Source organism: Motilibacter aurantiacus, from assembly GCF_011250645.1.
GTDB lineage: Bacteria > Actinomycetota > Actinomycetes > Motilibacterales > Motilibacteraceae > Motilibacter_A > Motilibacter_A aurantiacus.
Genome location: NZ_JAANNO010000012.1, coordinates 37,834 through 56,806, shown reverse-complemented (window position 1 = coordinate 56,806; position 18,973 = coordinate 37,834). Strand labels below are relative to the sequence as shown.

14 protein-coding genes are annotated in these 18,973 nt (G+C 74.0%); 11 read left to right on the top strand and 3 right to left on the bottom strand.

Annotated elements, in window-relative coordinates; all coding sequences use genetic code 11:
• Nucleotides 1-56: 56 nt before the first annotated feature.
• Nucleotides 57-251, bottom strand: a complete 195-nt coding sequence (locus G9H72_RS17400; RefSeq protein ID WP_166173433.1) for a DUF5999 family protein — start codon at nucleotides 249-251, stop codon at nucleotides 57-59.
• 570 nt (nucleotides 252-821) lie between these two features.
• On the opposite strand from G9H72_RS17400, the gene G9H72_RS17395 reads away from it, so the two are divergent.
• The 10 genes from G9H72_RS17395 (at nucleotide 822) to G9H72_RS17350 (ending at nucleotide 11,929) form a co-directional block, all read left to right on the top strand.
• On the top strand, nucleotides 822-1,778 hold the full coding sequence (locus G9H72_RS17395; protein ID WP_231127319.1) for a glycosyltransferase family 2 protein: 957 nt from the start codon (nucleotides 822-824) through the stop codon (nucleotides 1,776-1,778).
• Nucleotides 1,775-2,269, top strand: coding sequence for a hypothetical protein (locus G9H72_RS17390; RefSeq protein WP_166173431.1), 495 nt, complete (start codon nucleotides 1,775-1,777; stop codon nucleotides 2,267-2,269). The genes G9H72_RS17395 and G9H72_RS17390 overlap by 4 nt, the downstream gene beginning before the upstream one ends.
• A 67-nt stretch (nucleotides 2,270-2,336) precedes the next feature.
• A complete protein-coding gene (locus G9H72_RS17385) occupies nucleotides 2,337-3,458 on the top strand; it encodes a glycosyltransferase family 4 protein (protein WP_166173429.1) in 1,122 nt (373 codons plus the stop codon).
• Nucleotides 3,455-4,621, top strand: a complete 1,167-nt coding sequence (locus G9H72_RS17380; protein WP_166173427.1) for a glycosyltransferase — start codon at nucleotides 3,455-3,457, stop codon at nucleotides 4,619-4,621. The genes G9H72_RS17385 and G9H72_RS17380 overlap by 4 nt, the downstream gene beginning before the upstream one ends.
• 17 nt (nucleotides 4,622-4,638) lie before the next feature.
• Nucleotides 4,639-5,736, top strand: a complete 1,098-nt coding sequence (locus tag G9H72_RS17375; RefSeq protein WP_166173425.1) for a glycosyltransferase family 2 protein — start codon at nucleotides 4,639-4,641, stop codon at nucleotides 5,734-5,736.
• Nucleotides 5,733-8,018, top strand: a complete 2,286-nt coding sequence (locus G9H72_RS17370) for a hypothetical protein (protein ID WP_166173423.1) — start codon at nucleotides 5,733-5,735, stop codon at nucleotides 8,016-8,018. The genes G9H72_RS17375 and G9H72_RS17370 overlap by 4 nt, the downstream gene beginning before the upstream one ends.
• Nucleotides 8,018-8,914, top strand: a complete 897-nt coding sequence (locus G9H72_RS17365; protein ID WP_166173421.1) for a glycosyltransferase family 2 protein — start codon at nucleotides 8,018-8,020, stop codon at nucleotides 8,912-8,914. The genes G9H72_RS17370 and G9H72_RS17365 overlap by 1 nt, the downstream gene beginning before the upstream one ends.
• Complete coding sequence (locus G9H72_RS17360) at nucleotides 8,911-10,044, top strand: glycosyltransferase (protein ID WP_166173419.1); 1,134 nt, start codon at nucleotides 8,911-8,913, stop codon at nucleotides 10,042-10,044. The genes G9H72_RS17365 and G9H72_RS17360 overlap by 4 nt, the downstream gene beginning before the upstream one ends.
• Entirely contained in the window at nucleotides 10,041-10,616 is a 576-nt protein-coding gene (locus G9H72_RS23155) for an acyltransferase (RefSeq protein ID WP_166173417.1), read from the top strand. The genes G9H72_RS17360 and G9H72_RS23155 overlap by 4 nt, the downstream gene beginning before the upstream one ends.
• Nucleotides 10,613-11,929 (top strand): lipopolysaccharide biosynthesis protein, encoded by a 1,317-nt coding sequence (locus G9H72_RS17350; protein WP_166173415.1) that lies wholly within the window; start codon nucleotides 10,613-10,615, stop codon nucleotides 11,927-11,929. The genes G9H72_RS23155 and G9H72_RS17350 overlap by 4 nt, the downstream gene beginning before the upstream one ends.
• A gap of 8 nt (nucleotides 11,930-11,937) precedes the next feature.
• Here G9H72_RS17350 and G9H72_RS17345 read toward each other — a convergent pair whose 3' ends face one another.
• On the bottom strand, nucleotides 11,938-13,749 hold the full coding sequence (locus G9H72_RS17345; protein WP_166173413.1) for a glycosyl hydrolase: 1,812 nt from the start codon (nucleotides 13,747-13,749) through the stop codon (nucleotides 11,938-11,940).
• Nucleotides 13,750-14,008: 259 nt separating this feature from the next.
• Here G9H72_RS17345 and G9H72_RS17340 point away from each other — a divergent pair, with 259 nt between their 5' ends.
• A complete protein-coding gene (locus G9H72_RS17340; RefSeq protein ID WP_166173411.1) occupies nucleotides 14,009-16,036 on the top strand; it encodes a glycosyl hydrolase in 2,028 nt (675 codons plus the stop codon).
• Between the two features lie 60 nt (nucleotides 16,037-16,096).
• On the opposite strand, the gene G9H72_RS17335 is transcribed toward G9H72_RS17340, so the two are convergent.
• A complete protein-coding gene (locus tag G9H72_RS17335) occupies nucleotides 16,097-18,775 on the bottom strand; it encodes a right-handed parallel beta-helix repeat-containing protein (protein ID WP_166173409.1) in 2,679 nt (892 codons plus the stop codon).
• Nucleotides 18,776-18,973 lie beyond the last annotated feature (198 nt).

Here is an 18,973-nt window from a genome sequence, read left to right as displayed (position 1 = left end):
CGAGGGGCAGGCACGCGGCCCGAGCCGCGTGCCCGGCGTTGTCGCCGGGCACCGGCTCAGGCCGCGTTGGTCATCGCACGGTGCGGGGCGACCGCCCTGCCGTTCGGCAACAGGTGCCCGGTGTCGTCGAAGATGACGACGCCGTTGCACAGCAGGAACCACCCCTGCTCAGGGTGGCCGGACACGATGGCTGCCGCCTCGTGATCCACGGCGTCCGCCGCCGGACAGGCGGGCAGATGTGTGCACTTCATCGCAAGCCTCCCTTCTGGCTCGTGCCGAGCCCTCTCAGAGTGCTCTTCGGCTGTGGTCCGCGCCACCTTCAACGCCTCCGGCGTGTCCGGCCTTCCTGTCACCCAGGAGACGTGAACCACTCGCCGGGATACGGCCGCACGGGTTAGCCCGTCCGCTGCTGCGCGGCCTACCGCGGGCCCCCCGCCCGGACCATGGTCATTGTTACGCAGCTCACCCGTTCGGAAACGATCAGTAGTGGGTACGGCCCCCCTGGGCCGCGGGCCCGCTGGGTCCGTGGAACCGAGCGGCAGTGCGGCTGCGTCGATGCCGACGTGTCGCCGTCGGCAGGGCGTCCCGGCGCCGCTCCTGTCACGCCGCGTGGAGCGGCATAGGCACTCGTTCGGGCGAATTGTCCGTCGCGCTGCGCGGCCGAGCGGCTCCTTGTCGATCAAGATCGTTACAGTGGGTGCTCAGACCTTCACGTTGAGGTAAGAGGTCATTAACCCTCACGAGATCTGACATAACTACCGTGCTCTCTGTGACCGGCCGACTGCTGAGCGTCAAGACCCAGGGAAAGAGGGGAAGGTCGCATGACTCCGAGGATGCTGCCGCCGAGTGGCCAGCCGTCGGACACGCTGATCCGCAAGCGCGCCGCCGACGACGAGCCGGAGGGAGGCCCCCTGCCGGCACCCGGTCGCCCGGGGGAGGTCTTCCTCTCGATCGTGATGCCGGCCTACAACGAGGCCGCCACGATCCGCCGTGCCGTGGAGCACGTCCTGGACGCGCCGTACCCCTGCCCGATCGAGCTGATCGTCGTCGACGACGGCAGCAGCGACGGCACGTACGAGCAGCTCAGCGGGTTCGAGGACCCGCGGCTGCAGATCCACCGCCACGTGCGGAACCTGGGCAAGGGCGCCGCCCTGCTGACCGGGATGGCGGTGGCGCGGGGGACCCACCTGCTGCCGTTCGACGCGGACCTGGAGTACTCGGCGGAGGACATCCCCCGACTGCTGGCCCCGGTGATGGCCGGGCGTGCGCAGGTGGTCTACGGGACTCGGCTGTTCGGGGCGAACACCGTCTACTCGTCCTTCCGCTACGGAGCGGGGAACAAGGCGATGACGATGCTGGCGAACGTGCTGTTCGACAGCTACATCAGCGACCTGCACACCTGCCTGAAGCTCGTGCCGCTCGACCTGCTGCGGGGCATGCGCCTGACGGAGACGCGGTTCGGCCTGGACACGGAGATCACGGCGAGCGTGCTGCGCCACGGCTACCGGCCGTTCGAGGTGCCGGTGTCGTACTACTCCCGGACCCGGGCGGCGGGCAAGAAGATCGGCTGGCGTGACGCGGTGTCCTGTGTCCGCGTGCTCGGCCGGGTCCGGCTCTCGCAGCCGGCGGCCGCGCTGCTCGCCGACACGTCACAGCGTCATCTGCACGTGGTGCCTGCGCGCCCGGCGACGACCGCCGAGCGCGTGGTGCTCTCGCTGCCCGACGCGCCCTCGAACGTCGCGCTACGGGTCCCCGCCGCGGCAGAGGCAGGGGAGTGAGGCCCACCCTGCCCGGACGGGTGGTCGTCCCCGCGGTTGCCGTGCTCGCGCTGGCAATACCGAGTGCGCTGCAGATGCCCGCAGCGCAAGGGCTCCTGCGGTCGGCCGGGCTGAAGGGAGCCGAAGAAGCGTTCGCCGAACTGTCATTCAGCGATGCTGAACTCCTCCCCGAGTCCGTGGCCGCCACGGGCAGCGCCCGGTTCGCCTTCGACGTCCACAACGTCTCGGACAAGGCGCGGGGCTTCACCTGGCAGGTGTACGTCGGCCCGGAGGCGGGCGCCCGTCCCCTCGCCTCCGGACGCCTGGAGCTGGCGGCCGAAGGGTCGGCCGTGGTGCCGGTGCGGGTGCACGTCGCCGACTGCGCCCAGCGCAACCGGGTGCAGGTCGAGCTGACGCCCGACGACGGGCCCGGCTCGCGGATCAGCTATTGGGTGCTGCCGGCCACGGACCCGGCGGCCAGCACGGGAGGGAGCGCCACCTGTGGCGGTTGAGGCACCTGCGCCCGAGGCGTCCGCGTCGGCGGCCCGGACGAGGACAACTACCAGGACAACTACGAGGGTGCGCGTCGCTGTCGTGTCCGACGCCGTCCATCCGTTCCACAAGGGCGGCAAGGAGGAGCGGCTGCACGCGCTGACGTCAAGGCTGAGCCGGCACGGCGTCGAGGCGCACGTCTTCACGATGCGTTGGTGGGACGGGCCGACGGAGCACCGCGAGGGTGACGTGGTCCTGCACGCCATGGCGCCCTACGTCCCGCTGTACGCCGGCTCCCGCCGCTCCATCCGCCAGGGCGTGGTCTTCGCCGTCTCCTGCCTGCGGATGCTGCGCGAGCGGTTCGACGTGCTCGAGGCCGACGCGATCCCGTTCCTGCACCTCTTCCCGCTGCGGGTGGTCGCGACGATCAAGCGGCGCCCCTTCGTCGTCACCTGGCACGAGGTCTGGGGCCAGGCCTACTGGCGGCGCTACCTCGGCCCGCTCGGGAGCGTCGCCTCGTTTTGCGAGCGCCGTGCGGTCGCCCTGCCCGACGTGATCGTGGCCGCGTCCAGCGGCACGGCGGAACGGCTGGCCGAGGTGAGCAGGGGCCGGGCGCACGTCGTGGTCGTGCCGAACGGCGTCGACCGAGCGGAGATCGACCGCGTGGAGCCGGCAGTCGATGCCGCCGATCTGCTCTGCGTCGGCCGGCTGCTCGCGCACAAGAACGTCCACGTGCTCCTCGAGGCGCTGTCCGTCCTGCACGGGCGCGGCGTCCGGCTGAGCCTCGACGTCATCGGCCAGGGCCCGGAGGAGACCCGGCTGCGCGGCCTGGCCCACCGGCTCGGGCTCGCGGCGAGCGTCCGCTTCCGCGGGGCGCTCGACCGCCGGGGGGACGTGCTCGCACTCATGAAGAGCACGTCCGTACTTGCGTTCCCCAGCGAGCGGGAGGGGTTCGGGATGGTCGCGCTCGAGGCGCTCGCCTGCGGCACCCCCGTGGTGACGAGCGACGCCGAGGACAACTTCGCCCGGGCGCTCATCCGGCCCGGTGTGGACGGCGAGGTGTGCCCCGCCCGCCCGGAGGAGCTGGCGGACGCGATCGAGCGCGTGCTCGCCGAGCTGCCCGCGAGGCGCCGCGGAGCCGCCGAGCGGGCCGCGAGCTTCGACTGGGACGCCCTGGCCGCCGGGCTGGCGGAGGTGTACCGACCGTGAGGCTGGTCCTCGTCGCGCCGCTGCCTCCGGCGCCCGACGGTATCGCCGACTACGCCGCGCGGCTCGGCCGGGCGTACGCGGAGGAGGGCGTGGAGGTCGCCGCGCTGACGCCCACCGCACGCCCCGGGCGCGACGTGCCCGTGCTGGGGCAGGTGGGCTGGTCGCCGCGGCGCTGGCTGGCCGCGTACCGGTCGGCGCGGTCGTGGCGGCCGGACGCCGTCCACGTGCAGCACTCCGTCGCGACCTACGGCCCGGGCCTGCTGCCCCTGTGGCTGCTGACCGCGGCGCTGCGCCGTCACGGCGCGGACGTCGTGGTCACGCACCACGAGGTGACCCGCGACCTGGCGCGGCTGGGACGTCCGGGGCGGGCGTACTACCGGCTCGTGGCGCGGGCCACCGACCGCACTCACGTGCACACCGCGGCCGCTGCCGCGACGGCGCACGGCCAGGTGGGCATCCCCGCCGACCGGGTCCTCGTCCACCCGCACCCCGTGTACCCGCTGCCCGCTGGATCGGTGTCGGGGCGCGAGCTGCGCGAGCGGCACGCTCTGGGCAGCAGCCGCGTGCTGCTGCTCTTCGGCTACGTGCACGTGGAGAAGGGGCTGCGCGAGCTGGTGGAGGGGCTGGCGGTGCTGCGCGACCGCGACCCGGCCGCGGTCTCCGGGCTGCGCCTCGTCGTGGCCGGGGACGTCCGCCCCCGGCCGCCGGCGTTCGGCCGGTTCGAGCAGGCCGACCGCGACTACCTCGACGCGGTGCGCGCGCGCGTCGACGAGCTCGGCCTGGGAGCGGCCGTCCGGTTCGTGGGCCGCGTCCCCGACCCGGAGGTCGCCGGCTGGTTCGCCGCCGCGGACCTGGTGGTCCTGCCCTACACGGCCACCGAGCAGAGCGGCGTGGCCGGGCTGGCGCTCGCCGCCGGCCGCCCGGTGCTGGCGACGTCCGTGGGCGGGCTCGGCGAGGTGTTCTCCGGCGTCCTCCCGACGTTCGCCTCGCTCGCGCCGGCCGATGTCGCCGACGGCGTCATCGACGGGCTGCAGGCGGCGTCGGGCAGCGGCTGGCAGGAGCGGTACGCCGAGATCGTCGACGCCGCGTCGCCGCGCCGCCTCGTGCAGCAGGTGCTGGCCACGCTCGACCGGCCGGCCGAGCGGACGGGGGCCACGACGTGACCGCCGAAGGGACAGGGGTGAGGGGAGGAACGCCCCGGGCGACGGTCGTCGTCTGCTGCTACAACGGCGCCGACACCCTGCCCCACGTCCTGCAGGCTCTCGCCGCGCAGACCGTGCGCAACGAGATCGAGGTCCTCGTCGTGGACGACGGGTCCGCCGACGACACCGCCGCGGTGGCGGCGGCTGCGGGCGTCCGCGTGGTCCGACACGCGCGCAACCGCGGGCTGGCCGCCGCCCGCAACACCGGCTGGCGCGCAGCCGCGGCACCGGTGGTGGCGTACACCGACGACGACTGCCGCCCGCGACCTGACTGGGTGGAGCGGCTGCTGGGCGCGCTCGACGCCGACCCCCTCCTCGTGGCCTGCGGCGGGGCCGTCCGCGGGAGCCGTACCGACACCTTCGTGCTGCGCTACCTGCGCGAGAACAACCCGCTGGGCCCCCTCGAGGCCTCCTTGCTCGAGGGTGGCGACGGGCTGGCCCGCCGTCTCGGGCTGTACCTGCAGCGAAGCGCCTTTCCGGAACGTCGCAGCGGCCGACGCCCGGTCAGCTCCGTCGTCGGCGCCAGCATGGCCTTCCGTGTCGAGCTGCTCGAGCGCCTCGGCGGGTTCGACGAGAGGTTCCGCTTCGGCGGGGAGGAAGAGGACTTCTGCCGTCGACAGGTCCTGGGCGGCGAGGTGCCCCCTCTGTTCGTCCCCGACGCGCTCGTCGAGCACGACTTCGAGCCGGGGCTCGCGGACACGCTGCGCCGCAGCCGTGCCTACGGCCGGGGCAACGCGCGGATGTACTTCAAGCACGAGGGCCTCTCGCCCACGGCCTACCCGCTGCCGGTCGCCGTGCTCGCCGGCGTCACCGCCGCGGCGCTGCTGCGCCGGCCGGCGCTCGCGGTGGGGGCGCTCGCCCTGCCGCAGGCGCTCTTCGCCACCTGGCCGGTCCGGGCAGTGCGCGAGCGGCGGCCCGAGCTCCTGCTCTACCCCTACGTCCAGGCCCTGCAGGAGGCCGCCAGCGACGCCGGCCTCGCCTCCGGCCTGCTGTCCGAGCGCGCTCGCTTCGCGGCGCCGCGCCGAGGGGCCGCTGCTGGCGCTGCGCGGCCCGCCGCGGAGCGGAGCGCTGCGTGACCGTCACGCCCGTCCGGATCCCGCGTCAGGGCGCCCTCGTCGACGACCGCCCGGTCGTCGTCCGGCGGGTCACCCCGGCCGACCTGGCCTGGCCGGCGGCGGCCGGGGCCGCCTTCCACCTCGCCGTCGCGGCCAGGGCCAACCCGTCGGCCACGGTGCTGGCGCTCGCGTTCCTGCTCGTGGTGCCGGGCGCGCTCCTGCTCCGTGCCCTCCGCGTGGAGGTCGGTGGGGCGGCCCGGGCGGTCGTCGTCCCGGCCGCGAGCCTGGCGGTGCTGACGCTGGTCGTGCTGGCCGAGAACGCCCTGCTCGGCGCCCTGGGGCAGGGCCGACCGCTGCGCACCGTGCCGTTGCTCGTCGCCCTGGACCTGGCCCTCCTTGCTCTCGCGGCGGTGTGCCTGCTGCGCGACGCCGAGCTGCCCCGGCCCCGCGTGCCCGACCGCGTCTCCTGGGCCTGGGCGGCTCTGGCCGTCCCGCTCCTCGCCGCAGTGGGCGCCCAGCTGCTGGGGAGCGGGCGGGGCCCGGCCGCCCTCGGCGTCGCGGTCGTGGCCGCCGGCCTGCTCGTCGTCGCGACTCCGCTGCTGCGCCCCGCGCCGGAGGCGCTGCGCCCCGTCGTGCTCTACGCCGCCTTCCTGACCCTGCTCTGGTCCTACTCGCTGCACGGAGAGGGCCTCTACGGCTTCGACATCCAGCAGGAGTTCGGGGTCTTCTCCCGGACCCTCGCCGCGTCCCGATGGCTGGTCGTCCCCGGCGACGCGTACGCGGCGATGCTCAGCATCACGGCCGTCCCGGTCGCGCTGGCCCGGCTCAGCGGGGTCGACGGCGTCCACGTCTTCACCGTCCTCTACCCGGCGCTCGGCGCACTGCTGCCGGTGGGCGTGTACGCCCTGGCCTGCCGGTGGCTGCGCCCGCGCACGGCGTACGTGTGCGGCGCCCTGGTGGTGCTGCAGGGCACGCTGGTGCCGCAGATGCCGGCCCTGGCCCGGCAGGAGGCCGGGCTGCTGCTCTTCGTCGCCCTGCTGGTGACCGCCTTCCTGGCGACGGGGCCGCGCGCCGGCGTGCAGGGCGCGCTGCTGGTGCTGGGGTCGGGGCTCGTGCTGTCGCACTACTCCAGCGCGTACGTCACCGTGCTCGCCCTGTGCGCGGTGGCCGTGCTCGCCGAGCTGGGGCGGCTGCTCGCCCGGCGGCCGCGGACGTCCAAGCCGGTCTTCAGCGCGGTTCTCGTCCTCTGGATGGCGGGGTTCACCTTCGTGTGGAACTCGGAGGTCACCGAGTCCACGACGAACGTGACGTCGTTCGCGTCGGCGCTGTCGCAGGACGGGGTGCAGCTGCTGCCCAACCGCTCCGGGGGCTCCGCGCTGTCGACGTGGCTGTCCGGCAACGTCACCGAGACGACCACGCCTGCCGAGTACTTCGCTGAAGTCGACCGCAGGTACTCGTCGCGGCCGTGGCTGCTGCCGTACGGCCCCAGCGAGCAGGCGCGCTTCCCTGCGGTCGCCTCCGCGGCGCCGGTGGAGGCCGGTGCGGCTCCCGGCCTGGCCGGCCCGGTGGCGGCGGCGGTCACGCTGCTCCGCCAGCTGTTCAACCTCGGGCTGGTGGTGGGCACCCTCCACCTGGCGGTCACCCTCCTGCGCGGGCGCCGCGACCGCGAGCTCGCCCTTCTCGCCCTCGTCCTGCTGGCGTTGACCGCCGTCACCCGGCTGAGCGGGTCCGTGTCCGTGGCCTACAACCCCGAGCGGCTCGCGCTGCAGACGTCGGTGGTGCTCGTGATCGGCCTCGGGCTGCTCGCGGAGCGTCTGTCGGCCGTCGCCCGGAAGCGGCGCGCCGCCACGGCCCCGCTCGGCACGCTCGTGGCTGCAGCCGCGCTCACGCTGGCCTTCACGGACGCGTCCGGGCTGCGCCCGCTGCTCGTCGGCGGCACCCCGCCGGGCAACCTGTCCGACCGCGGCGAGCACGTCGAGCGCTTCGACACCAGCCCACAGGACGTGGCGGCGGCGCGCTGGTTGGGGCGCAACGTCAAGGCCGACGCCCCCGTCTACACCGACCGCTACGGCCAGCTGACGCTGCTCGCCCACTCGGGCCGACAGGACGGGATCTTCCCCGACCTCGCGCCGGGCGCGCTGGACCAGCGGGCGTACGTCTTCGCGGCGTCCCGCAACGTGGTCGACGGGCGGGCCCGCGGAGGCGCGGGCCGCTTCCAGGCGACCTACGAGTTCCCCGCCGCCTTCCTCGACCACTACAAGGCGGTCGTGTACTCCACCGGATCCTCGGAGGTCTTCCGCTGATGCGTGTCTCGGTCGTCGTCATCAGCAAGAACGAGCGGGCGCTCGACGGCACCCTCACGGCGCTCGCCGACGCGGGCACGGCGGCCGCGGCTGCGCTGCCGGTCGACCCGGTCGTGGAGCTCGTCGTGGTCGACGCGTCGCAGGGGCGGTTGGACGACATCCGTCGCTCGCACCCCGACGTCCGGTGGGTCGACTTCGCCCCGGTGCCGGGCAAGCGCATCACGATCCCGGAGCAGCGCAACCGCGGCGTACGCGTGGCCTCCGGCGACGTCGTCGTCTTCACCGATGCCGGCTGCCGGCCGCACGAGGGGTGGCTCGAGGAGCTGGTCGCGCCGATCGTGCGCGGGGAGGAGTCGGTCACGTGCGGGGTGACCGGCAGCCTCGGCGGGCCGAGCGTCTACGACGCGCACACGGTGACGGAGGACTACGTCGCCGAGTGCGCCACGATCAACCTGGCCTTCACCCGTGCCGCCTTCGACGCGGTCGCGGGCTTCGACGAGGCCTTCGACTACTGCTCCGACAGCGACTTCACCTGGCGCCTGAACGACGCCGGCTACCGCATCCGCCGGGTCGCCGGCGCGCGGCTCGACCACGAGTGGGGCGGCGCCCGTCGGCAGGCCAAGCGCGCCTGGTACTACGGCGCCGGCCGCGCCCGGCTCTACCTCAAGCACCGGAACCGGCAGCGGTGGGCGACGATGGCCCGGCAGGACCCGATCCTCGTGGCGTACCCGGTGTTCCTGCTCGGCCTGCCCCTGACCCTGCGCCTGCGGCCGTACCCGCTGCTGCTCCTCCTGCCGCTGTGGCGCAACCGGCGGCACCAGCCGCTGCGCACCCTGCTGGACCATCTCTGCTACGGCGCCGGCGCGCTCAGCCACGTGGCGAAGGCCCGCGCATGAGGGTCACCGCCTACCCGCGGGACCCGAACCCGTACCAGGAGCTGCTCTACGCCGAGCTGCGGGCACGCGGCGCGACGGTCGGCTACCTGGGGGAGGCGACGCGCAGCCACACGCTCAACCTGGCCCTGCTGCCGATCCAGCTGCTCCTCGAGCGCGCCCGCGGGACGCGCGTCCTTCACCTGCACTGGGTCTACCGTTTCGTGCTTCCCGGAAGGGCCCGTCTGCCCTGGCTGCGTCGGCTCGCCGAGGCGTGGTTCGTCGTCCTCCTCGGGACCGCCCGCCTCTGCGGGGTGCGAGTCGTGTGGACGGCGCACAACGTGCTGCCGCACGAGCGCGTGTTCGCCGACGACGTCCGCGCTCGCCGGGCCCTGCTGCGCCGCGCATCCGGAGTGATCGTGCACGGTGGCGAGACCACCCGCCGCCTCGCCGAGCTCGTGCCGCGGCTGCCTCCGGTCGCCGAGATCCCGCACGGCCCCTATCCGGGGGTGTACGGCCCGGTCCCGCCGCGCGAGCGTGCGCGAGCCCTGCTCGGGATCCCGCCCGCCGGCCGCGTGCTGCTCTTCTTCGGGGCGGTGCAGGACTACAAGGGCGTCGAGGACCTGCTGGACACGGTCGCCGAGCTGCCCGCGGGCCTGCTCGATCGCACCGGCGCCCGCGTCGTGGTGGCCGGCCGGTGCTCCGACAGCGGCCTCGCACGGCGGCTCCACCGGGCCGCGGCGCGCTGCGCCGGCCGTGTCGAGCTCCGCCTCGGCCACGTGCCCGACGGGCAGGTCGCGGCGTACTTCGGCGCCGCTGACGCGGTCGTCCTGCCCTTCCGGTCCGTCACCACGAGCGGCTCGGCCCGGCTCGCCCTCACGATGGGCCGGCCGCTCGTCGTGCCCCGGCTCGCCGCGCTGGCGGACCTTCCCGACGAGGCCTGCTTCCGCTATTCGCCCGGGGGGCTCGGGGCCGCCCTGGAGCGAGCCCTGGCCGCCCGGTCCGAGGAGCTGGCCGCCCGCGGTGCGGCAGGGCACGCCGGTGTCATGAGCTGGGGCTGGGACGACGCGGCGCGTGCCACCCAGCTGTTCCTCGGCGAGCTGGCAGGGGCCGAGCCGCGCGCTCTGCAGCCGGCCGGGTCGGTGGGGGCGTGAGCGGCGGCTCCGCGCTCCGGGCGGCTGCGCAGGCCGGAGCGGCGGGCGTACGAGTGGCCCGCGCAGAGGCGCTGCTGCGCCTGCACAAGGTGGCCCACGGCGCGTACCCGTCGGTCACCGGCCCGCGGCCGCGGATCTCCAACCGCGGGCGCATCGTGGCCGGGCGGCGGCTCAGCATCGGTGGCGCGCAGTTCCCGGTGGGCATCGGCTGCGGCCCCTCGGGGGTCATCAGCTTCGGCGATGAGGTGTTCCTGAACCAGGGGACGGTCGTGCACTGCGAGTCGGCGGTGACCATCGGCTCGCGGGTCCGCATCGGGGACCTCTGCGCCGTCTACGACACGAACTTCCACGAGATCGAGCCGGGCGCGGGAGTGCGCACCGCGCCGGTGACGATCGGCGACGACGTTTGGCTCGCCCGCGGTGTGGTGGTGCTGCCCGGCACGGCCATCGGCGAGGGCAGCGTGGTCGCAGCCGGCTCGGTCGTCCGCGGCGAGGTCCCGCCCTGGGTCGTCGTCGCCGGCAATCCCGCCGTCGTCGTCCGCACCATCGAGGCCAGGGGACGGCGCCGATGACCGTCTCGCAGCGGGAGGTCCCCGCGGGTGCGGCCTCGGTCCCCGCACCGCGACGGGGCCCCGTCCGCGCCGCGCGGCGGCTGCTGTCCGACGGGCTAGTCCGCGGGTCCTTCCTGCTGGTGCTGAACCAGCTGCTCGGCGCCGCCGCCGGCTTCTGCTTCACGCTCATCGCCGCGCGGCTCTACCCGCCCGCGCAGCTCGGCGTCTCCACCTCCGCGCTCTCGGCCACGGCCCTGGCGGTCAACGTCGCCGGGCTCGGGCTCGGCTACTCCGTCGTCCGCATGCTGCCGACCGCACGCGACCGGGCAGCCATGCTCGACACCTGCCTGACCGCCTCCGGCATGGCCCTGGTCGCCGTCCCGCTGGTCCTCGCGCTCAGCCCGCTGACGGCCGAGCTGCGAGCCGAGGGCGGGGCCGCGGTGGTCCCCGCGCTGCTCCTCGGGACGCTCGCCTCGGGCCTGCTCAGCGTGGTCGAGGCGGTCTTCGTCGCCGACCGGGCGAGCGGCCGGGTCGTCGCGGTCACCTGCGTCAGCAGCGCCGTCCGGCTGGGGGCGCTCGTGGCGTTCCTGCCGCTCGGAGCGCTCGCCGCGTACTGCGCCCAGACGGCGGCGTGGCTGATCGGCGCCTCCCTCCTGGTCCTCACGCTGTGCCGGCGGGACGGCTACCGGCCCCGGCTGCGCATGGACCGCGGCGCGCTGGACGCGCTCTGGCGCTTCTCCGCCGGCGCGTACGCCTCGGCGATGACCGGGAGCATCCCCGGGATGGTGGTGCCGCTCCTCGTCGTCGGAACGTTGGGAACGGCCGAAGCCAGCTTCTGGTACGTCGCGTACCAGGTCGCCAATCTGCTCTTCCTGCTCGGCAACATGGTCAGCCGCTCGATGCTCGCGGAGGGCTCGTACGCCGAGGCCGGGCGGCTCGCGCTGCTGCGCAAGGGCTCCCTCCTGCTCGCCGCCGTGCTGCTCCCGGTGCTCGGCGTGGCCTACGCCGGCGCCCCGCTGCTGCTGTCGCTCTTCGGCTCGAGCTACGACGCCGGGGCGAGCACGCTGCTGCGCTACCTGATCGTCTCCGCGGCGCTCGTCGGCGCCAACTACGTGTTCGGCACCGTGTTGCTGCTCGACCGGCGCGTCTTCTTCAGCGTGTTCGTCAACCTGGCCAACGCCGCCCTCGTCATCGGCCTCGTGCTGACGTCCGCCGACTCCCTCGCGGAGGTAGGCCGGGCCTGGCTCGCCGGCGAGGTGCTCAACGTGGTGCTGTTCGGCCTCGGCGCCGCCTGGGTGCTGCGGCGGCGCCGGGCCGAATGGGGGCCGGCATGACGCCGCGCTCAGCGGACGTGGACCGGCACCGCGGTGCCTGCCGCCCGCACGGTGTACGCCCCCGGACGCAGGGCGCGCAGGGCGTACCTGCCGGAGGCGTCCGTCCGGCCGCTCCCGACGACCCGTCCGGCCCGGACGAGGGCCACCGGGGTCCCGCGCCTGGCCGGCAGCACCGTGCCGACGACGGCCCTCCTGCCGGCCCGGGCGGTGAGCTTCGGCGTCACCGTGACCTGCACGGTCGCGCTGGCAGCGGGGGGCAGCCCCGCGGCCCCGAGGAATCGCATCCGGTACGTCGCGCTGGCCACCGCTGGCAGGGGGAACGTCACGCCGCCCCCGGTGCTGGTGGCCCGGGTGGCGACGAGGGCCCAGCCGGCCGAGGTCCGCCGCTCGAGGCGTACCCGCCGGGCGGGCAGGCCCACGCCCTCGCGGCAGAGCGACCCGCGCAGGGTCAGCCGAGCGCCTGCCCGCGCACGGACCGCCGAGCGCGGCACGCGCAACGTCGTCCCCGCCCGCGCCCCCGCGGCGACGCTCGGCGAGGCCCCGGCCGGAGCGGGAGCGGGGACGGCCGGAGCGGCGACCGTCGGCGGCGCAGCGGGTTCCGGGGCCGCGGGCGCCGGGGGAGCGGGCGCCGCAGCGGCCGCCGGGGCGATCGGCGACGCCACCGGCAGCGACGGGACAGGTGTCGTGGAGGGCGTGGTCGGCCCGGCCGCAGCAGGCGTGGGAGCGGGAGGGGCCGCCGAGGGCGCCGCGGCGACGACCGGATCGCCCAGAGCGTCGCCCCGGGCGCCGAAGTGGGAGCGATACGCGGAGAGGGCGCCGGGGTTCGCTTCCAGAGCCATCTGGCTGGGAGGAGCTTCCTTGTGCCAGAACCCCTGGTAGCGCACGGCACTGGTGCGCACGATCTCGGCGATGCGGTCGACGTAGTACGGGTCGTCGCCGCCACCACTGCCCCCGCCCGAGCCGGCCGGCTGCAGGCCCCACTCGGGCAGGCTGAGCGGCTTGCAGTGGGCGTCGGCGAACGCCATGAGCTCGGTGATGCCGTACCGCTGCCGCAGGATCGCCTGCCACCGTGCCTCCGGCGTGACCGGCACCGGCCACGGCACGATCGCGAGGACGTCGTACTGGTCGATCCCGATGATGTCCACCACATCGTCACCGGGGTAGTACTTCTCGAACGGCACTCCGCGGTAGCCCGCGTTCACGGTCCAGTCGAACTCGAAGGCGGCGCCCGGCACCGACCGGGCGACGAGGACGAAGCGCCGCCAGAAGGCGCGCCAGTCGGCGTACTCCGCGTCGCTGCGGCCGATGTGGTCGAAGTACCAGTCGCCGTTGGCCTCGTGGCCGAGCCGGACGACCACGTCCCCGAGGCCGTGGCGGACCAGGTTCGCCGCCCACTCGCGGATCTGGCCGTCGTACTCGCCGCCCGCGCCGCGTGCCCGCCAGTCCGCAGGCAGCGTCGTCGGCACCAGCGCCTGCGTCACGACGAGGGTCCGCGTCCCGTTGCCGGCCCGGTACCAGGAGGCCCAGTTGTACTCCGGGCTGCTGTGGGTGAGGAACCAGGGCTTGGACCAGGTCGCCCAGTCGGTGGCGACGTCGTTGAACACGACCGCGCAGGTGGACTCCCGGCCGACGAGCGAGGAGAAGTCGGCCATGCGGGAGACCTTGTGCGCGGTGTAGACGCAGGAGGTCTTGGTGTCCCCGGCGGCGCCGCCTTCCGCGGTGTGGCGGGGCGTGCTCGCGGCGGCGCCGGCGGTAGCGGGCGCCGCGAGGGCGGCAAGGGACACGGCCAGCGCGAGCAGCGGCCGGGCGAGGCGACGCATGGGGAGGCTCCAGGGACGAGGACGTACTCCTGGTGCGTCGGTGCGTCAAGATCTCGACCCCAGTGCCCAGCGCCGCCCTCACCCGTTCGGCCCGCGCAGGCCGCCGAGCCGCTATCCGCCAACCGGGGGATCCTCCTGCAGCGCGGGAACGAGCAGGTCGATGGCTGAGACATCCCCCTCCTCCGACCGTGAGGCATGTCCCATGCGCCTGTCAGCCCTTCGAGCCCTCCGCGTCGGCGCCCTGTGCGCCGCGCTGGGCGTGAGCGCTGCCTCCCTGCCGGCTCTGGCCTCGACGTCCGCCGGGGCGTCCGACCGGACGGCCACCCAGGTGCGCAACGACAAGACCGTCTGCGCGTACACCTCCAACGACCTCGACCAGCTCAAGCAGTTCGGCTGGCTGGTCGGCAAGCAGCTCGACTGCTCCATGGTCTTCAACGACGAGGCGACGACCTGGGCCGAGTGGTCCGACCCCTGGTTCCTGCACATGCCGACCGAGCAGAAGCAGTTCGCCTGGCCGGCCTGGGTGCAGGACCCTGCCGCACAGCGCACGATCGTCGTCACGCAGGCCCTCGTGCCCGTCGGCATCGAGGGCGACTGGCGCGCCCGGGGCGCCTCCGGGGAGTACGACGAGCACTTCCGCACCCTGGCCGAGAAGCTGGTCGCCGGGGGCATGGGCAAGGCCATCATCCGGCTCGGCCACGAGGCCAACGGGGACTGGTACTTCGACAGCGTCGGGAACGCGGAGGCCGAGTACGCGCAGTGGCGTTCCTTCTGGGCCCGCGCGACGCGGATCATGGACGCCGTCCCCGGCGCCGCGTTCGAGTTCGACTGGACGGTGAACGCGGGCTACCGGCCCGTGCCGTTCGAGAAGTACTACCCCGGCGACGATGTCGTCGACATCATCGGCATCGACCAGTACGACTCGGTCAACCCCGACGTCGGCGTCAAGCAGCCGCTGCGCTGGGAGGCGCTCCGTGACCAGCCGTACGGCCTGGGAGCCCTCCTGCGCTTCGCCCGTGAGCGGGGCAAGCCGGTGAGCATCCCCGAGTGGGGGCTGCTCGACAGCTCGGTCGACCCCATGGGGGCGAACGACGACTGGTACTTCGCCGACCGCATCGCCCAGGTGGTCCGCGAGAACCACGTGCGCTACCACTCGTACTTCAACGCCGAGAACTCGGGCACGATCCGGCTACAGGACCTTCCCGGGTCGCGGGCCTCCTGGAAGCGTCACTTCGGCGCGACCGGAGACTCGCTGGCCGGCTCGGGCCCTGCGGCGCCCACCCCCACGCCCACCCCCACCCCCGGCCAGCAGGACCAGGGGGGCCAGGGGGGCCAGGGGGGCACAGTCACCGCCGGCGACTCCAAGACCCCCTGCGTCAGCGCGCAGAACAGCCTGCAGAAGCTCAAGGAGTTCGGCTGGCTGGTCGGCAAGCAGCTCGACTGCGCGGTGGTCCACAACGACGCCGCCACGTCCTGGGCCGACTGGGAGGACCCGTGGATGATTCACATGCCCGTCGCCGCCTACCCGGAGTACCAGTGGCCGCAGTGGGTGCGCGACGGCAGGGGCGCCCGGACGCTCGTCCTCACCCAGTCGCTCGCGCCCAAGGGGCTCCCGGCCGACTGGCGGGCCCGCGGCGCGGCCGGGGAGTACGACGAGCGTGCCCGGGCGCTGGCCCGCAACCTCGTGGCCCGCGGCCTCGGCTCGACCGTCGTCCGGCTGGGGGCCAAGGCGAACGGCGACTGGGCCTTCGACAACATCGGGGCCACCGACGCTGACTTCGCCAACTGGAAGGCCTACTGGGCGCGGGTCGTGAAGGCCATGCGATCCGTCCCCGGGGCCGACTTCACCTTCGACTGGACGGTCAACGGCAACTGGCGGCCCATCGCCTTCGACAAGTACTACCCGGGCGACGACGTCGTCGACGTCATCGGCATCGCGCAGTACGACTTCGCCCCGGCCGCGGTCGGCCGCGCGCAGCCGGCCCGGTTCACGTACCAGCTCGGCCTGGCCGGCGGGCTCGGCCAGCTTCTCGCCTTCGCCGAGGCCCACGGGAAGCCGCTCAGCATCTCCGAGTGGGCAGTCACCGACGGCGCGCGCAGCGACGGCTCCGGCGACGACTGGGCCTTCGCGGACCAGCTCGCGAAGATCGTGCGCGAGCGCGTGGTGGCCTATCACGCCTACGTCGAGAGCACGGCGAACGGCGCCCTTCCGCTGTCGGGCGTGAGCGGCACCCGGGCGTCGTGGAAGCGCCACTTCGGGGTCGGTGGCGACTCCCTCGGCCGGTAGCCCGCGATCCGGAGCGCGGCTCCGGAAGGGCGCGCCGCCTCCCGGAGCCCGCTTCGTCCGTCAGCTCACGACGATGGTGCCGGTGTCCGTCACGACCACCCCGCCGGGGCCGGTGACGGTCACGGTCGTGGTGTAGGTCCCGGGAGCCGCGTAGGAGTGGAACCCGAACACCCCGGGCGAGCCGTTCGACCCGGCGATGGACCCGGCGGTCGTCGGCCCGTCACCCCAGTTGATCGTGGCCGTCAACTGGGAGTTCGGGATGCCGGGCGCGGACACGGCGGCGACCGCGGCGCCGAAGGGGCGGTTGGCGCCGACCCCGATGTCGCGCGCCTCGACGGTGAACGGCGTGGCGTTGCCGAGCAGCACGTTCGTCACCGCGCTGCTGGTGACCGTCGTGGTCTTGCACCCGCTGCCGTTGCTCGGGTCGGTGTTCTGCCAGCCGCTCTGCGCCTCCTCGCAGACCGTGTAGGTGCCGGGCGGCAGGGCGCTGAAGGTGACGTTGCCGTCCTGGTCGGTCGTCCCGCCGGCCACGGGCAGGCTGTTCCGGCTGACGGTGATCGTCCAGCCGGCCAGGGCAACCTCGCCTGCGTCGCGCGCCCCGCTCCGGTTCTTGTCGTTGTACTTGGTGACCACGAGGGTGCCTCCCGGAGGAGTGCAGGGGGAGGCCTGGATGTCGGGCTGGAAGCCGGGGGCCGGCGAGGTGTCGGTCCCGGTGCAGAGCCAGGGGTCGTAGTCGGCGAAGCCTTCCACGCTGTCCCCCGAACCGGTCGGGCTGGGCCCGGTGTTCGAGCCCCACCAGTCGTTCTCCGCGTTCAGCGTCACGACCGCCAGCGCCCCGGCGGCCCGCAGCCCGGTGCCGTTCCCGGCGATGGAGTTGTGCCTCACGGTGGCGTCGCCCTGAGCTGCGTCCCCCCGGTCGAAGAACGGCGTGCTCTGGACGTTGGCCGTGTTGCCGCCCTGCACCTGGACGCCCACGTCGTTGCCGGACAGGGTGTTGTTGCGGACCGTGTTGGACAGGCCCTCCACGACGATGCCGAAGCCGTCGCCGGTGGCCCCGGTTGCCCGCCGCGTGTAGCCCCGCACCTCGTTCTCCGCGACGACCGCGCCGGCCGGCTGGTCCTGGTTGTACGCCGGTTGCCCGGAGCGCCGGACCACGGCGATGCCGGCCGAGTCACGGGCGTCGGTCGCGGGCACGGTCCGCTCGACGACGTTGCGGGAGATCACGAGGCTGCCCGCGCCGCCGGCGTTCCCGTTCCCGTTCGACGACTTGAGCTCGATGCCGTACCGGCCGTTGTTGCGGATTGTGTTGCCGTCGACCAGGTTGGCCGCGGGCCCCTTCGCCCCGAGGACGCTGATGCCGGCGTCGCCGTTGTTCTCCACCGTGTTCGCCTGCAGGGTGAGGCCGGTGACGTTGCCGTCGCTGATGTCGATGCCGACGAGCGCATTGCCGCTGAACGTGCCGCCGGTGACCGTCAGGTCGGTCTTGACCCCGTTGATGACCCAGAGGCCGCGCCCACCCGACCCGGGTGTCCCGTTGTTCGAGGCCGTCACCCGGTTGACCGTCATGCCCGTCACCGTGCCGGCCTGCTGGAAGAGCCCGTGCCTGCAGTTGCCGGTCGCGGTGACGTCCTCGATGAGCACGTTGCTCTGCGCGTCACCCGTGACGCCGAGCGAGACACCCACGTCGTAACCGGCGACGGACAGGTCCTCCACCGTGAAGCCGTTGCGGGTGCCCGGCAGGGTGAGCCCGGCGCCGGAGCAGCTCGTGCCCTGGAGCACCGTGCTGCCCTGCCCCGCGCCGCTGATGCGCAGGCCGTCCTTCGCGACCGTCACCTGCTCGCGGTAGGTCCCCGCCGCGACGACCACCCGGCCGCCGGGGGACACCTGGTCCACCGCCGCCTGGACCGTTCTCTTGGCGTCGGCCGGGCCGGTCCCGCCGTTCGCGTCGCTGCCGTTGACCGCGTCGACGTAACAGGTGGTGGCGCACTGCGGGGCCGGGGTGGGCTCGAAGTTCGCCGAGACCTCGTCGGGGCCGAAAGCGGCCGACAGGGTGTCGACGAACATTCGCGAGGAGCCGCCCCAGCCGGAGCCGACGCCCACCTCGATACCGACGATGCTCGTGTCGGGCCCCAGGACGTGGGAGCCGGGATAGGAGGCGCCGTCCCTCCACTGGTCGAGCGTCACGTCGTAGCGCTCCACGCTGAAGCCCGGGTTGAACGTCCGCATCCAGAAATACCCGTTGCGGATGTTCCGTGCGAGCCATTGGTCCACCGGAACGGGCGCGGACGTGCTCCCGCCGTTGTAGACGTTCTCCCAGATGAGATAGCCGGCCTGCCCGGCGGCATTCCGGTAGGCGAGGCGGAACGCCGGCGCGTGATGCTGGGCGGTGGTGCTGCTCGAGGCGCGGTAGAACTCGTAGCTCAGGGCGCTCAGATCGCCCAGTGTGCGGCCCGGCAGGACGCCCCAGTACTTCGCGTAGTCGGCCTTGTCCTGGCCGCTGGTGACGGTGCTCGTGGTGAGCTCGAGCGAGCCGAGGCCGTCGGGTGCGGCGCCTCGCGGCTGCGACGTCGTGATCGCGACCGAGGCGTCGGTGCGGACGTTGGCTGCTTGCCACCCGTCGGGAGCGGCGGGGGTCACGACAGCGTAAGGGGGTGCGGCGCCCGCGGGCAGGGCCAGCATCAGCGACGCGACGAGCGCCGCGGCGGCCGCGGCAGCTCCGCGCCTGAACAGGGTTCTCATGATCAGCTGTCTCCTCGGATCGTGGCGGATCCCGGAGCGCGCAGCTCTCCGGCCGGCCTCTCCCGGCCACCTCCGGCGGCTGGGAAAGGAGCCGGCGGGCGGAAGGGGTGTCGGAGGCGTGCATTCCGGTCGGCGGTCGGCACGGCGGGTCGGCGGCGACATGGCGCTCGCCTCGCGAGAACCCACCTCCCCCCGGAG